The following is a 16,286-nucleotide window of genomic DNA, read 5'->3' on the forward strand; positions in this document are numbered from 1 at the left end:
TGGCGGTGGGCGTCCTGTAATCTTGGACAGTCGCTGCCCGGTGACAGCATGTTCTGTCTTCGTGGCCCGGTTCTCGACAGTTCGATACCGAGAGCCACCAGGCACCGAGGCGGCGGCGATTACCAGACCATTTGTGTGGCGGTCTCCGGCGGCATCATTCGGCCGGAGGAACTGCCGCGTGAGCAAGTGCCGAGCACTACAGGAAGAAGGGCAGCCGACCGATGGCAACGTACGCGATCGTCAAGACCGGCGGAAAGCAGTACAAGGTCGCGGTCGGTGACCTGGTGAAGGTCGAGAAGATCGAAGGTGCGCCGGGTACCGCCGTGGCACTGGATCCGGTCCTCGTCGTCGATGGCGCCGAGCTGACCACCGACGCCGCGAAGCTGGCCGAGGTCTCGGTGGCCGCCGAGGTGGTCGAGCAGACCAAGGGCCCGAAGATCCGCATCCACAAGTTCAAGAACAAGACCGGCTACCACAAGCGCCAGGGTCACCGTCAGCCGCTGACGGTCCTGAAGGTCACCGGCATCAAGTAAGACACCCCGAGGAGATTCAGCTATGGCACACAAGAAGGGTGCATCCAGCTCCCGGAACGGACGCGATTCCAACGCCCAGCGACTCGGCGTCAAGCGCTTCGGCGGCCAGACGGTCAAGGCGGGCGAGATTCTGGTGCGTCAGCGTGGCACCCACTTCCACCCCGGTGTGAACGTCGGCCGTGGCGGTGACGACACCCTGTTCGCCCTTGCGGCGGGCGCGGTCGAGTTCGGTAACAAGCGCGGACGCAAGACCGTCAACATCGTCGTCCCGGAGCCGGTTCAGGCCTGACCGCCTCACCACTTCCGGACAACAGCGAGCGGGTCAGGGTCTCGAAGCCCTGGCCCGTTTTTCGTGTTCAAGTACGACCAGCCTGAAGTACGACCAGTCCCGAAGGAGGATGATTCGGCGTATGTCCAAGTTCATCGACCGTGTCGTACTGCATGTGCGTGCGGGGAAGGGTGGCCACGGCTGCTCCTCGGTGCACCGCGAGAAGTTCAAGCCGCTCGGGGGACCCGACGGCGGTAACGGCGGTAACGGCGGAGACGTGCTCCTCGAGGTCGACTCCAACGTGCACACCCTGCTGGACTTCCACTTCCACCCGCACGCGAAGGCAGGCAACGGCAAGCCGGGCGAGGGCGGCAATCGCGACGGCAAGCAGGGCGCCGAGTTGGTGCTGAAGGTGCCCGACGGCACAGTGGTGCTCGACGACGACGGCAAGGTACTGGTCGACCTGGTCGGCGCTGGCAACCGCTTCATCGTCGCCCGTGGTGGCCGCGGCGGGCTCGGTAACGCCGCGCTGGCCTCGAAGGCGCGCAAAGCACCTGGGTTCGCGCTGCTCGGGGAGGACGGCGAAGAGAGCGACTTGGTGCTCGAGCTGAAGTCGGTCGCCGACGTCGGGCTCGTCGGCTTTCCCTCGGCGGGAAAGTCGTCGCTGGTCTCGGTGCTCTCGGCGGCCAAGCCGAAGATCGCGGACTACCCGTTCACCACGCTGGTGCCCAACCTCGGCGTGGTCGCCAGCGGCGACACCACCTTCACCGTCGCGGATGTGCCCGGCCTGATTCCGGGTGCCAGCGATGGCCGTGGTCTGGGGCTGGACTTCCTGCGGCACCTGGAGCGCTGCGCGGTCCTGGCCCACGTGGTGGACTGCGCCACCCTGGAGCCGGGCCGCGACCCGGTGTCGGATGTGGACGCGCTGGAAGCCGAACTGGCCGCCTACAAGCCTGCACTGAGCGCCGATGCCGGTCTCGGTGATCTGGCCGACCGACCGCGCGTGGTGATCCTGAACAAGATCGACGTGCCGGACGCCGCCGAACTCGCCGAGATGGTGACTCCGGAGTTCACCGAGCGGGGCTGGCCGGTGTTCCAGATCTCCGCGGTGAGCCGCGCCGGCCTGCGCACCTTGACCTTTGCCCTCGCCGATCTGGTGCACCGATACCGCGAGGAGCATCCGAAGGCTGCGCCCAAGCGCCCGGTCATTCGCCCGATCGCGGTGGACGAGACCGGATTCAGCGTGCTCGCCGATCCCGAGGAGCCGGGCGGCTTCATTGTGCGCGGCACCCGGCCCGAACGCTGGGTGCACCAGACCCAGTTCGACAACGACGAGGCCGTCGGCTACCTGGCCGACCGGCTCGCCCGTCTCGGCGTCGAGGATGAACTGGTGAAGCTGGGCGCCGAGCCCGGCGCGCCGGTGACCATCGGCGACGTGACTTTCGAGTGGGAACCGCAGATCTCGGCGGGCATCGATGTAGTGCCCACCGGTCGCGGCACCGACATCCGTTTGGAGCAGTCCGACCGGGTGAGCGCCGCGGAGCGCAAGCACGCGTCCCGGGTGCGCCGCGGGCTGGTGGACGAGGACGAGGAATAGGACGTGTACGTCGGTCGAGTCGCCGCGCGTGCGGGATGTATGCCGCGCGTGGCGAGTCCGATCGGCTACGGTCCGGGTCTGGTCCGGGTATTCGCCGGGACGACCGTGGATTCGATCGTGGTGCAGGGAGTTCGGTGGCGATGCAGGTGAGTTCCAGTACCGCTGAGGCGGATTCGACGTCGGGCCTGAGTCCGGCCAGGCTGGCGATCGCGTCGGCGCGCAGAGTGGTGGTGAAGATCGGTTCGTCCGCGCTGACCAGCCTGAAGGGCGGGCTGGATACCGCGCGGCTCGATCGGCTCGCGGACGCGATCGAGGCGCGGATGCGCGCCGGCTCCGATGTGGTCGTGGTGTCCTCGGGTGCCATCGGCGCGGGCATCGCGCCACTGGGGCTGAGCCGCCGTCCGCGCGACCTGGCCACCAAGCAGGCCGCCGCGAGCGTCGGGCAGCTGGCGCTGGCCCACGCCTGGGGTACGTCGTTCGCCCGTTATGGCCGAACGGTCGGACAAGTGCTGTTGAGCGCCGACGACTTCGCCCGCCGCGAGCACCACCGAAACGCGCAGCGCACCCTCGACCGCCTCCGTTCCCTCGGCGCGGTCGCCGTGGTGAACGAAAACGACACCGTCGCGACGGAAGAGATCCGCTTCGGTGACAACGATAGGCTCGCCGCGCTGGTCGCCCACCTGGTCGGCGCGGACGCGCTCGTGCTGCTGTCCGACGTCGAGGGCCTCTACGACGGCGATCCGCGCAAGGGCGCGGCAGCCCTCATCCCCGAGGTCCGCAGCAGCGCCGATCTGGACGGCGTGATCGCGGGCAGTGGTGGCGCGCTCGGCACCGGCGGCATGGCGTCCAAACTGTCCGCCGCCCGGCTCGCCGCCGACGCGGGGGTGCCCGTCCTGTTGGCGGCCGCCTCCTCGGCCGCTACCGCACTGACCACCGGCACCGTCGGCACCGCCTTCGTCGCGCGCTCGGTTCGCCTGTCCGCCCGCAAGTTCTGGGTCCGGCACGCGGCCGACAGCCGCGGTGCGCTGCTCATCGACGACGGCGCGGTGCAGGCGGTGGCGCATCGGCGCCGCTCGCTGCTCGCCGCGGGCATCACCGGGGTCCGCGGCCGCTTCTACGGCGGCGACGTCGTCGACCTGGTGGCTCCCGACAATCGCCTCGTCGCCCGCGGTGTTGTCGAATACGACAGCACCGAACTCGCGGGCATGCTCGGCCGCTCGACGGCAGAACTCCCGGACACGATGCAGCGCCCGGTCATCCACGCCGACGACCTGGTCAAGGTGTAGTCGCACGGCTCCTTCAGTACCGGCTTCCGCGGTCATCAAGGCGAGGCCGCGGTGTCCCGCGTGGGTGGCGCTCGACCGCATCCGTGGTTGGCACGGGGCCGTGTCGCGCTTCTGTGTCAACTCCTTGTTTACGGGCCGCCGGCTATCCGTGGGCGAGGCTGCGGTGCCCCTGTGTGCGCGCGGGGACTGCATCCTGGACCACGCTCGGATGCGGGTACGCCGCTGTCGGCCGGGCAGCCGAATTGATGTGCGCCGCCGAATGCATGGAACGACAACGGGATTCCTCGATCACTGAGGCACCTACGCTGGTGCCGGTTGATCGCACGGCCGCTCAGTCAGCGGCGGGTTCGAGGTCGAACCGGACGTGTTGGGGGAATTCACGTGTCGCGATATAGGGCAGCGAAACCGCTGGGAGAGAGAATATTCGACCAAGATCGACGTCGTCCGCGAATCGGCCGTCCTGCCACGGCTTTTGGTCTTTGATTGGTAGCATGCGAATGACTGTCGGCCCACTACGTCGGCGGCAAGGTAAGGGGCGTTGATGGAAGTGGAGGACGTCCACCATGCATATGGCAGGCGGTCGGTGCTGCGTGGCATCGACATCGTGTTGCCTGCGGGGGCGCTGGTGGGAATCGTCGGTGAGAACGGGGCGGGCAAGTCGACGTTGTTGAAGGTCCTCTCTGGAGGGCTGCGACCGGACCGGGGGGTGGTCCGGCACCGTGGGCGGTTCGGTTACTGCCCGCAACAGGTGGTCCTGAACGACGCGTTCACAGTTCGCCAGCACCTGGACTTCTTCGCCGCGGCCTATGCGATCCCGGACTTGCGGCGGGCCGAGGAGACCATGGAGATCTTGCGTTTCTCCGAGTATGCCGGTGAGCGGGTGGCGACGCTGAGCGGCGGCACGCGGCAGAAGCTCAACCTGACGCTGGCGGTGATGCACGATCCGCAGGTTCTGCTGCTCGACGAGCCGTATCAGGGCTTCGATTGGGAGACGTATCTGCGTTTCTGGGATCTGGTCGCCGAGTTCCGTGACACCGGCCGGTCGGTTCTGGTCGTCTCGCATCTGGCCCACGACACCGACAAGCTGGATCAGGTGTGGCGGTTGCGCGACGGCGTCCTACACAGCAGACAGGAGAAGGTTGGATGAGCGGGGGTGTGCGGCTGTTCGTGATCGCCACGCGCTACGGCCTCATCGAGCATGCACGTAACCGGTTCGCCATGCTGTTGGTTGCTGTCTTCGTTCCCCTATTGATCACGCTGGTGCGCGTGGCCGTCACGGACATCGAGGTACCGTTCCGGCTTCGGGACACCGGTCTCGTTCTGCGCGCCAACGGCAATGAGCTCGCCCAGATCAGCGGCGCCCTGACCGCGGTCTCACTGATCATCGGGTTCATGATGTTCGCGGCGACCTTCAGCAGCGGAGCATTCGACCGGCGACTGTCGATGGCCGGATATCCCCGGGTCGCGCTGGCGCTGGCGAAGATTGCCTGCTTGGTGGTCGCCTCGGTGATGGTCTCCGCGTACGCCACCGCTGTCATCTGCTGCTACTGGTCGCCTCGGCAACCTGTTCTGCTAGCTGCGGCGCTTTTCTGCGCGGCGATGACCTACGGGGCGCTGGGTGTCGCCCTCGGCGCGCTGCTGCGCCGCGAGGTGGAGGGGATGTTCGCTATCGCGATGATCAGCTGCTTCGACATGGCCGTGCAGAACCCCATCGCCAGCATCGGGGCGGACAGCGAATTCGTGCGCTGGCTGCCCTCCTACGGGGCAATGCAGGCTTCGACCACGGCCGGTTTCTCCGATACCACGCCATTCGCGGGTTTCGCCATGCAACTGGCCTGGTTCACGGCGAGCGCCCTCGTCGGACTGGTCGCTTTCCATCTGCGCACCCGCTCGTCTCTTCGACCTACGATGTGGATTCGCATTCCTGGACCTCGCATCCCGGCACAGACGAGGTCCGGACAGCCGGCGAAGCACTGAGGGGTGTCCCGCGCGACCATCACGGTGGACCGCGCGGGACACACACCTTGCTTTACCGGCTGGCGGGGTTTACGGCGCGGTAGGAGCAGGTTCGGCGGCCGGGTAGTAGTAGATCTCACGGCGCAAGCGTTCCAAGTCCGGCGCCGCGGAAACCGCGGAACCGGAGGTTTCCTCGTACCGGTCGCTCTCACGCGCCCAGAGCCCTACGTTCGTCAGGTTCACGTATATCTCCGCGTAGTCCTTCCCCTTGCCCGACAGGCCGGGAAGCACGCGCAGCAGCGCGGGGAGGTAGCGGATCAGCGCCTGAAGCTGGGCGCGCTGATCCGCCACTTGGCGCTGCAGCTGCTCGACGGCTTCGCCGCGGGTGCAGCCGGTCTCATGACAGACCGCCCTGACCAGGTTGTAGGGGACTTGATCGGCCTCGTCCTGATCCAACCCCACCAGGTCGTTCTCCACGAAGGTCACCCAGAAGGCGAGTTCCTCGAGACGGCGGATCACGGGGTGGTTGCGCAGCGTCGAGGGCAGCTCCCGGTTCTGGTGCACCTCCATGGCGGAAAGGGCGGTGTCGATCCCACTGGTCGACATCCGCAGCGGCAGGTAGTCGGCTGTGGGCGGGATGTAGCCGTTGATGCGATGGTGCGCTTCGCGTTCGCAGGCTACGCACCACTGCTCGAGGTTGTCGAGGAACTGCTCCTGCCAGCGGAGGGTCCGGCCCTCGCGCAGGCGCGGCCATAAACTCGCCCAGGACGTCGGGATCGCGCCGGGCCTCCACGGTTTCTCCGGGTCCTGGCGCAGTGTCGCCACCATGCCACGCCTCAGCGCGGTGACGGCTTCCGGGTCGGTCAGCTGCGGATCCTCGAACAGGTCGTCCCACGCAAGGAGCAGCACGGCCATGCGGTAGGCGGTCTGTTCAACGGCCGCGTCCGCTGCTGGGACCCACTTTCGCGGGATCCGGATCGCTCCTGTCCACCGGTGGTAGTCGGCCTCGTCCAGGGTGAGGGCCAGGCCGGTGTCCACCATCCAGCTTTTCAACGATTGCGCGACCTGCGGCGGGAACGCATCACTGTGAGCCCCGGGTGTCTGTGTCGCCTGCTGGGGGATCGCGGGGGCAGGAGTTCGCCGGTCGAGTATGGACCGAGTGTAGGCGGTCAATGCGTGGCGGGCGCTCGGGTCGACGGGCAGGGCGGCGAGCTGGCCGGCGGCCTGGTCCATGAATTCGTCGGCCCTCGCCTGCGCTTCGTCCACGGCGCCGGAGGCGATGACGAGTTCGTGGGCATGTGCGGCTTGCTCATGTGTCATTGTTCTGCGCAGCAGGTTGGCAAGGTCCTGGTCGCGGGCGGCGGCGCGGATGACGGGCAGTGTGTAGATGCCTTCGGGCAGATCCGCGTTGACGGGCTTGCCCGTTTCGTCGGTGGTCGAGGTCAGGTCGAGGATGTCGTCATATAGCTGGTAGGCCAGTCCAAAGTGACGGCCGAACAGCGCCAGCGCCTCTTCTTCATCTTCGGAGCGGCCGGCTTGCATCGCACCCACCCGGCATGCCAGCGAGAGCACCGCCGCGGTTTTGCCGTCGATCGCGTCCAGGTAGGACTGCTCGCTGCGGGAGGCCACGTAGAGGTCGGCGGCCTCGATCACCATGCCCGCGCACATCTGCTCACCGGCGGTCGCCCCCGCGAGAACTTCGCGCGGGCCGAGTTCGGCCAGCATGCGCACGCTCGTGAGTATCACGGAGTCCCCGCCCAATACGGCCATATGCGATCCCCACACCGCGTTGGCGCTGGGACGGCCGCGACGCTGGTAGGCGTGATCGACGACGTCGTCGTGGTAAAGCGAACCCAGATGCAGCAACTCCACGGCAGCAGCGGCGCGCACGACCCGGTCGTCGGCCGGAACCGTGGGATCGGTGAGCAGGTAGTACGACAGCAACGTCAAGGTGGGACGGACCAGGCGGCGAGAGGTGTCGGGTCCTTCGTCTGTCAGTGCGGTCAGTTCGGGCCTGCCTTCCAACCGTATGGGTCCGAGGACGTCTCGGACGCGGTCGAGGTCGGCCTCCAGGTGGGGGAAGACAGCCGAATCGTTTTCACGTGGCACGCGGGCACTCCTGACTGGTTACATCGGTCATCGACAACGCCGCCGATCAATGGCTATTTGACACCACCGCCTGCGGAAGGTGTTGGTATCGACCAATTTTGATGCATACATAACTTGGGTGGAGCCGGTTGGGGGATGCCGTTGGGGGTGAGTACCTCCCCGATCACGCGTGCACATCCCGCCCGGTTGACCAGCCGGCAGAACCACACTGAGGACCTTGGGGTCGACTATCGGCGGCGCGAAGGGCAATGACCACACCGCACCGCGCACCTCACCCGCCCCGCGGCACGGACGAGTGGCACATGACTGCGCCTGATATTCGTTGCAGCTGAGCAACTTTCGGTCACTTATGTCGCTTCGCGACTCACTTCGGTCGCATAGCTCCGCGAACATGACGAAACCCGGAACAGTCGGCTACTGGTTGACCGTGCCGGGCTTTCGACGGTTCTGAGTCATGCCGCGAGCAGCGTCCTCGCCCGCTCGTTGAAGTCTGCGATGAGTGGGTGCGGGCCGAATGCCATCATGCGTCGTTGTACGTCGCGGACTGCCTCTTCAGTGTGCGCCCGCCGCAGTAAGGGGCACCTGATCCAGGCGCTTCGTCTGGCCGACGAAGCGAAAGATCCAGCTTTGGGCGCTCATGTGCTCGCTGGCATGGCCGACCAAGCAACCCTGCTGGGACACCCCCAAGAAGGCCGACGACTTGCTTAAGTCCGCGTTCTGTCGGCGGTGAAGATCGGAGAGATGCGCCCGCTGGATAAGGCATTTCATGCCGCAGTGGTAGCGGTGCCGCTGATGTATATGCGGCACCACCGGGGCGAGACAGCTCTTGTGGACATGTTTACGGATGCGACGCCGGAGACGGCCGGACCGTGAAGCAGATAGCGGCCGGTACAGGTATCTCGCTCCGCTCGTTACGGACATACCTTCCCCGGCTGGTCAGCCACGGCCTTTTACTGAGGCACGGCCAGCGCGATTCGAAATACTCCGTGAGCCCTTCGGCGGAGCTGGATAAGGTGGCAGCCGGGTACGGCCAACACGACTACGAGGAACGGCAGGCGGAACAGTTCGCCCGAAACCGGGAAGGATTCCGGGCCTGGCAAGCACAGCGGGCTAATGCCGCTGTCTCCGCAGAGAACGAACCTCCGGCGGATCCGCCGGAATCCCCGGACGACGATTACCGCCGTCGCCTGGAAGGCGGAATGTCTCTCTAAGAACCGCAGAACCGTCTAGGTGTCCTCCGGTATGCCTAGACGGTTTTCGTCCGTCTACCGGCTATCTAGACCGCGTTTCAAGCGCTCGCCGGATGAGCATCCGCGCCGCTTCACCAGCCAGGGCCTGTTTCGCTAGGACGTCGAACGCTCGGCCGTATTGAGCAATCTCTCTCAACCCAGATACGGACCCGTGCGCTGTGCTGCGTGGTGCTGCAACCGGAGCCGAACAGTCTCGTGTACGGGCAGCGTCTCGAGTTCTTCGAGTCGTAGGAACTCAACAGAGGTCGATTCATCGGATACGGAGATTTCCCCACCGGTCACTCTGCCGTAGTAGACTACTGCGAACTCTTGCCGGACCTCTCCGTCCGCGTGTTCGATCACGTGCTCAGGGTCGGTGTAGATACCGAGCAAACCTGTGATCTCTATGTCTAGTCCGGTCTCTTCGCGGGTCTCCCGAACCGCACAATCCTCAAGGGTCTCGCCTACTTCCATGATTCCGCCGGGGAGAGACCAGTTACCCGAGTCGCCACGGCGTTGCATCAGCACACGCCCGTTCTCGTCAGTCACCAACGCTGAAGCTCCCGGCTTCAGCGAGTTTGGGCGGGGCGCGTTCGGATCTCGGTAGTAGTCACGCCGTGAGCCCATTGGCGAATCCTTCCGTCGTTGAGTACGGGGTGATAGTGCCCCATATCTGTTCGAACTGGTCGGCGAACGACTCGAATATCCCGTGCTGCGACAACCGGCGCAGATACAGCGCCGTGTGCTGGTAGCCACGGGCACGGAACAGGTACGGCGTCACGATCATTTCGGAGTCGAACCGGAACACAGAGTTATACAGATGGGTCGAGTGAAGTCCCACGGTGCATCCGGGGGTATCTGCAAGCGGTCCCAGCATGGACAGCGCGTTGCGTATCCGGCCGGGGAGGGTCCCTCCCATCTGCTCTAGCGCGTCACGCTCCATGACGTGAGCGCAATCCGGATCGGCGAAGCCTAGCCGGACCTCGCATCCTGAGCGGCACTTGGCAGCGATGATATCGGCTGCCCTCGGTAGCAGTTCGAACACGAACGGGTACGCGTACCCGATGATGTCGATTCGTTCAGTTGCCTTGTGTAGCAGCGAAGTCCATAGATCGTTGGGGATGTCTGCTCGGTGCGCGTAGGCGCTGATGACCTCTGCGGTAGCCGGTGCGCCGGATTGCAGGTCCGGCCGGGCCACAGGCCATAGGGTCTCTTCGGTCTCCTGGAGTGCTTCGGCTATCTGAATCCTGGTCCGGCGGTGGGGTGCCCGACCGGCAAGCCACCGGTTGACGGTCTTCACGTCCACGCTGGCGATTGCCGCCATCGCTGCGGAGTCGAGTCCGGCCCTCAGCATCGCGGACTCAAGTCGAGATGTCATACGCCCATCTTCCCAAAGGTCCCCCAGAGACACACGGGACGTTTCAAATGTCCGGCAAAACGTCCTCAGCGAAGTTCTGGCGTCCCTTGTGCATCCATACCTTTTGAGACAGCGCTCAGCACCGGTCGATTCGGTCCCCGGTGCTCGGGGCGGACGAAGCCCACCCGAAGCCTGTGAACCTCAGGGGGTCCGACATGACAAGAGACCTGACCCAACGTGTCCCAGGAAGCTACGACGTCCCAGGCGGACGGCGGTACGAGCCTCCGCCGCTGCTCATGCTCTGGCTGTACGCGGACGCTATGGCGGACTGGGCCTACAAAGACTCCCCGGGTACGGGTGAACCCTCCCCGTACCCGGGTGATCCCCAGCATGATTCGAGGGTGTTCGAGTGACCACGAAAACCTCAGACGTACATCTGTCGGTCTGGCTACACGGTGTCCGGCTCGACTTCGCGGCGAGCGCTCCAGCGGCTTACGCGTTCATGCAAGAGCACCGCGCCCGTCACTACGTCGACGCTGCAACCGTGGTCCCGGGGAGCGCTGAGGGGCTGCCCAGACTGCCGAACGAGCGGCTGTACCTCGAACCGTTCAAGGACCCGAAGGGGGTCCAGTGGCACTAGTACTGCAACGACACTCAGGTGAGTGGGTGGCCGCGGCGCCGGTAGTGGGATAGGCGGGCTTGGTGTTGTCGGCGGCGGCGCCATCTCGACCAGGCCCAGATGTGGTCGGCGGGGTGGTGGCGGGTGAGTACGAAGGCGATGAGCAGGCGTCGGATCTCCGGTATGGTGAGGGCGATCATGTCTTCGGCGATGTCGGCGATTCCCCTTTTGTGGCAATGGTTTTCGATGCCGCCAGCCAGGCCAGGGCGAGCATGGACAAGGTGATGTGGGCGTACCAGGCGCGCCAGGTGCGGACCTGGTAGTGGTCTAGCCCGGCCTCGTTCTTGGCCTGCTGGAATGCTTCTTCGATGTGCCAACGGGATCCGGCGGTCCAGGCCAGGTCGACCAGCCGGGCCGAGTGTGGCCCGTAGCAGAGGTAATAGGAGATCTCGGTGGGGTCGCTGATGCTGCGCCGCGCCAGCAGCCAGTGCCCGCGTCCGCGGGCCCAGGTGCCGTCGATCTGGCGGCGTGCCCAGTCGTATTCGCGCGGCCCGTGCGCGCCAGCGCCGACCGACAACCGCTGCCACGAGGTGGCAGGTAGTTCGGTGATCAGCTCGTCGGCGCGCGCGGCGCGGTCCGCGCGAGTGGTCACTTGCTGGTCGCAGCGGGTGGCCATCACGTAGAACACGTCGCGAGACTCCAGCCAGCCGCGCAGATAACCGGCCTGGCCGTAGGCTTCGTCGGCGGTGAACCACGCAAACGGAACCGCCGCGGCCAGCACCCGCTCCAGCATCACGATGACCTGCCGCGGTTTGGTGGCGAACTCCACGTCGTCGGGGATCCCCGCAGCCCGGCAGCGGTCCCGATCATCGGTCCACGACTCGGGAACATAAAGTTCCCGGTCGATCAGAGCGTGCCCATGCCGGGATGCGTACCCCAGAAACACGCCGATCTGGCAATTTTCCGTGCGTCCGGCGGTACCCGAATACTGGCGTTGCACCCCGGCCGATTTCACACCCTTCTTCAGAAAACCGGTCTCATCGGCGGCCACCACCGCCTCTGGATCGCCCAGGTGGGCGACCACATAGGCGCGCACGTCGTCACGGACCCCGTCGACGTCCCAATCCGCCTTACGCAAAAGCCGCTGCATCCCCTCCGGGCCTGCCTCACCAGCACGCTCCGCCAGTGTCCACCCATTCTTGCGTTCCAAACCCGCCACCAGCCCCGACACGTACTCACGCGCCCGAGCCCGCGGCTCGGAACGCGCGAACCGACCCCCGATCCGCGACATCAACGAATCCAACTCCGCCACAACACGATCCAACACCACACAACAGATCTACCAGCACCAACTCACACAGGTGTCGTTGCAGTACTAGGCGAGGAGTACAGGAGAGCGCTTCGGGAGTATCGCGCGGCGTCGGATGCGTGGCACTGGAACGGGGAGCCGCAGACGGGGCCGGTGCTAGAGCGGCTGAAAGCGGCAACCGAGAACTTCTACCGGCAAGCACGCAGTCGAGGGAGGTAGGCACACTCGGGCCCCCGGTACTCATCAGCCGGGGAAGACCAACGACAGCCCTGGTACCTACTTCCTAAGTGAAACAGAGTTGTTCCATTTCGATTCCGTGGGGGAATTATGCGAAATCTGTTCGTGTCCAGCATCATTGGCGCTCTGCTCACGTTGCCGGTTGCGCCGGTCGTGTTGGCGCAGCCAACCATCACCGCACCACACTGCACAAAGCTTGTGGTAGTCCGTGAGGGACCGTCCGAAGTCGAAAAGCGCGCGTGCGATATGTACTACGAAGGGACGTTGGTGCCGGAGTGTAGGCGGAGAAAATCTGAGACATGCTGGGCGGCTGCGGCGCAATGGTATGCAGATTGCGTCGCGGGCAAGGTCCACCCGCCGTACGGGCACATGTCCCGAGAGGTCCCGCTCCGTCGTGACTAGAGTGCGAGTCATGGCCATGCAGATGGACGAGTTGGGGGAGCCGATCGCAAGCCGGGAACTACGCAAGGGTGACCAGGCGGTGACCGTGACGTTCGGCAAGCCCGTAGAGGACGACGGCGCGTACTCGTGCGGTGTACGCATTGATGGCATGGACCCGGAGCCGTTCACGCGGCGCATCTACGGAGGCGACGCAGTACAAGCGTTGCTGCTGGCGATGGCTTGGGCCGGTCGGCTACTCGACACACACGAGGACGGGTTCACGTTCGACGGGAGCCCTGATCTGGGCTTCCCTCCGTTCAACCGGTAGCCCTGCAACCCGCCGAGAAAGCCCCCTGGTTTGGACGCTAGGGGGTTTCTGCGTTTGCACGCGACATGACCCTCTCGCGAGGCCGACACGACGCGCCGAGTTCCCGACACGCTGACACGCGTCAGTAAAACCCCAGGATAGAAGAATCATCTTTGTGATGTAGATCACTTGCTTTCCTCGACCTGGGAAACATGAAAAACCCAGGATTTGTTACACCCATATACATATGAGGGCAAAAGACTAGGCACCGCCCGTCTTCCGGTGCCGTGGGTTGGTAGAGACACCCGGCGGTGGCTCCTGACCCGAACGTCATGCAGCACAGCCGATTCCGGCACAACACACACGAATCACGACCACGTAAGACATGGTCTTAAGGCTACAGCGGCCGTGGAACCACGGCCCTGAAGTGCGAATGGTCAGAAGTCCACAGTGCGATGTGGCTCCGAAAAGACCTGGCGAGGCAGGTGCAGGCCTTGGTTATGTACTCGGCTATTAACTGCGTCGTGACCCGAGAATCATTTCTTTCACATTGGGTCAGGCCATTGTTCCGCAGGTCACTATTACGCGAGGCGGCCTCCGGAGATCCGGGGTCGGTGCGGGTAAGTGGTGCACGTGCGGCTCGGCCGTCAGTACGGGACGACGCCGGGCTGGTTGGTGGTAGGTACTTGCTCGGGGTGTTCCTGCACCGGGCCGGTGACGCCCGGTTGGTCGCCCGGACCGGGTAGTTGTACCGGCGGCCCGGCGGGGCCGGGGTTCGGCGGGGGCGGTGCAGGCTGCGGGATCTGTGGTGCGGGTGGGGAAGTCGGGTGGGGTGGTTGTGTCGGGGGTGCGGGTTGTGGGACGGGCGGCTGCGCGGGTTCCGGGATCTGTGGTGACGGTTGGGGTGACGGTGTTTGTTGTGTTGGCGGTGTGGACGGTGCCTGCGGGTTCGAGGGTGCTTGCTGCGTCGGCGGAACCTGTTGCGTCGGCGGCGAATCGGGCGTCTGCTGCTGCTGCGTCGGCGGTGCCGGAGTCTGCGATGGTGCTCGGGATTCCGGCGCGGAGGGCGCGGGTTGTGGTGTGTTCGGCGTCGACTGGTCGCCGTCCGGGCGCACGGGGGCGGGCGTCGAATGGCCTGGCTCCGCGGGTGCAACGGCCTGCGGCGCGAACTGCGAGTTCGGAGCGGACGCCTGGGGCGGCGTGGGCAGGGCGGGCACCGATGTTCCCGCCAGGGTGTAAGCGGGCTTGTAGACCATGTTCATCGCGAGCACGGCCTCCTGCCGCAGCGCTTCCTGGGCCATCTGCGCGTTGATGACGTGCGCGGCCTCCAGGAGTTTCGCCACGGTGCTGATCGGTCCGGAGTTACCGGGGGGCGCCACAGCGAGTTTCACCGCCTCCGCGGCCGCGGCGACGCCGCCGAGCCGGGCGCCGACCTGGCCCAAGACCGCGGCCAGCTCGTCTACGGACGCCGCGAAGCTGCGTGCGCTGACGTACGCGGCGTCGGCGGTGGCGCCCTTCCACTCCGTCGAGTTCAGCACGCGGTCCACGCTGTCCCGGGTGAGTGGGAACGAGGTGGTGAGCGTCCCGGCCGCCTCCAGCCAGATCGCCGAGGCGCGCAGCACCTGCGCGGCGTCGATCTGCTGTGCCTTGGCGTAGATCTCTTCGTGCCGCATCGACTCGAAGTGCTCCATCGCGCTGATGTAGGTGGGGTCTGAGCCGGTCATCGGGGCAACCTCGATTCGATGGCGCGCAGGGCGGCGGCGTTCGCGGCGTCGGCCTCTTCGAGCAGTCCGCCGCTGATCAGGAATGCCTCCTTCATTCGATAGGCGGCCTCGATGTAGTGATCGAGGAGTGCCGCGGCGTCGCGCGCCTTGTGACCGAAACCTGCCCGCAGCTGCTGCGCGGAGTTGAATCCGCCGAATCCGTCCAGATCCGCGGCGGATTCGAGGCGCTGCTTCAGGTGGATCAGCCGATCGGCCTGCTGGTCGTATTGTTCGGCGCACCGCCGCGCCGCCGCCGGATCGAACTGGACGGTCCCTGCCTGCGCCGCTTTCTTGAATCGGACGATATCGGCTCGGCTGGTCTCGATCGTCATCGTGCACCCCTGAGATCGGTCGGTCGGACTCAGACTAACCGGAAGTGAGTGCCCGGTCAGCAGTAGCCACCGGCCGGTGCAGGAGACGAGAGCCTATGCCGGAATGCGTTTTTGCAGTTGTGCTGCGATCTGTTCGGGCGAGGCAGGGGTGATGCGCACTTCGTCGCCCGCCTTGATCAGATAGCGCCCGTCATTCCGCACATCGATCCAGGTGTAGTGGATCGGCGGCGGCGGAGTCGGACGGTCCAGCCGCGGCTCGATCCGGATGTGTCCCTCGGCGGTGTGCGGCGCGAGCAGCAGCCTGCGGATCCGTGGCCCGGCTGGTTGCCGCGCCCGCACGATCTCCTCGTCGCGGACCGTGTCGGCCGGCGCGACACGAGCAGGCTGCGTGCCCGGCGGGGTATTCGGAAACAGCGCCGTGATCCGCGCCCCCAACTTGCCGCTGTGTCCGATCGAAACACGAACGTGGCCACCGAAATCCGGCCTCGCGCCGGGTTCCTGCACCGCGAGCACGGCGCGATCGTAGATTGTCGCGGCCAGCAGGCGTAGTTCACTGCCCGGCTCGTGAGTGCTGCCGATCGCCACGATCCTGGTGTGCGGCTTCGCCAGAATGCGAAGGCAAGCAGACAAGTCCGGGTCGGAGCGGAGCGGCATCCGCTCGGCGAGTGCGATCCGCAGCTTCTCGGCCTGGTCCTCGGTTCGTGGCGTTTCCAGGATGTGCAGCGGATACGGGTGGCGATCGAGGTCGGTTTCACGCCAGATGTGGGCGAACTCGTCCGGAGTGAAGGTCCAATCCACGGCCGAATCACATCCTCACCGAATCCACCAATGCTGCTCGCAGCCTAGCGGTCCGAAGGGCGGATCGGGCATGTCGCACAGGTGGACCCAGGATTGTGGGCTAACGCCGCAGTGGATTATCGGATATACAACAGGGAACCCCCTCTGCTTTGCTCGGCTCGATCGTGCCGGAGCGCTGGGCTCGCAACGGTATCGGGGTGATGGG

At 65.7% G+C, this 16,286-nt stretch carries 18 protein-coding genes; 10 read left to right on the plus strand and 8 right to left on the minus strand.

The features are described from left to right. Positions 1-221: 221 nt before the first annotated feature. The 6 genes from rplU (at position 222) to OH799_RS31970 (ending at position 5,661) form a co-directional block, all read left to right on the plus strand. Entirely contained in the window at positions 222-533 is a 312-nt protein-coding gene (rplU, locus tag OH799_RS31945; protein WP_043688633.1) for a 50S ribosomal protein L21, read from the plus strand. Positions 534-555: 22 nt separating this feature from the next. Then, a complete protein-coding gene (gene rpmA / locus OH799_RS31950) occupies positions 556-822 on the plus strand; it encodes a 50S ribosomal protein L27 (protein WP_327113721.1) in 267 nt (88 codons plus the stop codon). A 121-nt stretch (positions 823-943) separates the two neighbouring features. Further along, positions 944-2,398: a GTPase ObgE gene (gene obgE / locus OH799_RS31955; protein ID WP_406271968.1), complete on the plus strand. Its 1,455-nt coding sequence runs from the start codon at positions 944-946 to the stop codon at positions 2,396-2,398. Between the two features lie 185 nt (positions 2,399-2,583). After that, positions 2,584-3,684: a glutamate 5-kinase gene (proB, locus tag OH799_RS31960; protein WP_406282782.1), complete on the plus strand. Its 1,101-nt coding sequence runs from the start codon at positions 2,584-2,586 to the stop codon at positions 3,682-3,684. Positions 3,685-4,225: 541 nt separating this feature from the next. Beyond that, positions 4,226-4,831 (plus strand): ABC transporter ATP-binding protein, encoded by a 606-nt coding sequence (locus OH799_RS31965; RefSeq protein WP_406271971.1) that lies wholly within the window; start codon positions 4,226-4,228, stop codon positions 4,829-4,831. Continuing rightward, complete coding sequence (locus tag OH799_RS31970; RefSeq protein WP_406271974.1) at positions 4,828-5,661, plus strand: hypothetical protein; 834 nt, start codon at positions 4,828-4,830, stop codon at positions 5,659-5,661. Before OH799_RS31965 ends, OH799_RS31970 begins: the two co-directional genes overlap by 4 nt. A gap of 69 nt (positions 5,662-5,730) precedes the next feature. On the opposite strand, the gene OH799_RS31975 is transcribed toward OH799_RS31970, so the two are convergent. Beyond that, positions 5,731-7,749, minus strand: coding sequence for a polyprenyl synthetase family protein (locus OH799_RS31975; RefSeq protein ID WP_406271977.1), 2,019 nt, complete (start codon positions 7,747-7,749; stop codon positions 5,731-5,733). A gap of 726 nt (positions 7,750-8,475) precedes the next feature. On the opposite strand from OH799_RS31975, the gene OH799_RS31980 reads away from it, so the two are divergent. Next, complete coding sequence (locus OH799_RS31980; RefSeq protein ID WP_406271980.1) at positions 8,476-8,622, plus strand: hypothetical protein; 147 nt, start codon at positions 8,476-8,478, stop codon at positions 8,620-8,622. Between the two features lie 509 nt (positions 8,623-9,131). Here the strand turns inward: OH799_RS31980 and OH799_RS31985 are convergent. Then, entirely contained in the window at positions 9,132-9,605 is a 474-nt protein-coding gene (locus OH799_RS31985) for an NUDIX domain-containing protein (RefSeq protein WP_406271983.1), read from the minus strand. Then, a complete protein-coding gene (locus OH799_RS31990) occupies positions 9,589-10,356 on the minus strand; it encodes an XRE family transcriptional regulator (protein ID WP_406271986.1) in 768 nt (255 codons plus the stop codon). The genes OH799_RS31985 and OH799_RS31990 overlap by 17 nt, the downstream gene beginning before the upstream one ends. A gap of 194 nt (positions 10,357-10,550) precedes the next feature. On the opposite strand from OH799_RS31990, the gene OH799_RS31995 reads away from it, so the two are divergent. Both OH799_RS31995 and OH799_RS32000 read left to right on the plus strand, forming a co-directional pair. Next, on the plus strand, positions 10,551-10,748 hold the full coding sequence (locus OH799_RS31995) for a hypothetical protein (RefSeq protein WP_406271988.1): 198 nt from the start codon (positions 10,551-10,553) through the stop codon (positions 10,746-10,748). Continuing rightward, complete coding sequence (locus OH799_RS32000; RefSeq protein ID WP_406271990.1) at positions 10,745-10,975, plus strand: hypothetical protein; 231 nt, start codon at positions 10,745-10,747, stop codon at positions 10,973-10,975. Before OH799_RS31995 ends, OH799_RS32000 begins: the two co-directional genes overlap by 4 nt. Before the next feature lie 14 nt (positions 10,976-10,989). Here OH799_RS32000 and OH799_RS32005 read toward each other — a convergent pair whose 3' ends face one another. Both OH799_RS32005 and OH799_RS32010 read right to left on the minus strand, forming a co-directional pair. Next, positions 10,990-11,154: a hypothetical protein gene (locus OH799_RS32005; protein ID WP_406271992.1), complete on the minus strand. Its 165-nt coding sequence runs from the start codon at positions 11,152-11,154 to the stop codon at positions 10,990-10,992. Next, positions 11,151-12,284 carry an IS701 family transposase gene (locus OH799_RS32010; protein ID WP_406271995.1) on the minus strand — a complete coding sequence of 378 codons (1,134 nt, stop codon included), beginning with the start codon at positions 12,282-12,284 and terminating at the stop codon, positions 11,151-11,153. The genes OH799_RS32005 and OH799_RS32010 overlap by 4 nt, the downstream gene beginning before the upstream one ends. 628 nt (positions 12,285-12,912) lie before the next feature. On the opposite strand from OH799_RS32010, the gene OH799_RS32015 reads away from it, so the two are divergent. Next, complete coding sequence (locus OH799_RS32015) at positions 12,913-13,209, plus strand: DUF6968 family protein (protein ID WP_406271998.1); 297 nt, start codon at positions 12,913-12,915, stop codon at positions 13,207-13,209. A gap of 626 nt (positions 13,210-13,835) precedes the next feature. Here the strand turns inward: OH799_RS32015 and OH799_RS32020 are convergent. The 3 genes from OH799_RS32020 to OH799_RS32030 all read right to left on the minus strand — a co-directional run bounded on the left by OH799_RS32020 (position 13,836) and on the right by OH799_RS32030 (position 16,081). Beyond that, positions 13,836-14,912, minus strand: coding sequence for a hypothetical protein (locus tag OH799_RS32020; protein WP_406272001.1), 1,077 nt, complete (start codon positions 14,910-14,912; stop codon positions 13,836-13,838). Beyond that, positions 14,909-15,283, minus strand: a complete 375-nt coding sequence (locus tag OH799_RS32025; protein WP_406272003.1) for a hypothetical protein — start codon at positions 15,281-15,283, stop codon at positions 14,909-14,911. The genes OH799_RS32020 and OH799_RS32025 overlap by 4 nt, the downstream gene beginning before the upstream one ends. A 93-nt stretch (positions 15,284-15,376) precedes the next feature. Further along, positions 15,377-16,081 (minus strand): ESX secretion-associated protein EspG, encoded by a 705-nt coding sequence (locus OH799_RS32030; protein WP_406272006.1) that lies wholly within the window; start codon positions 16,079-16,081, stop codon positions 15,377-15,379. Positions 16,082-16,286: the final 205 nt, after the last annotated feature.

This window comes from Nocardia sp. NBC_00881 (genome assembly GCF_045207455.1).
Taxonomy (GTDB): Bacteria; Actinomycetota; Actinomycetes; order Mycobacteriales; family Mycobacteriaceae; genus Nocardia.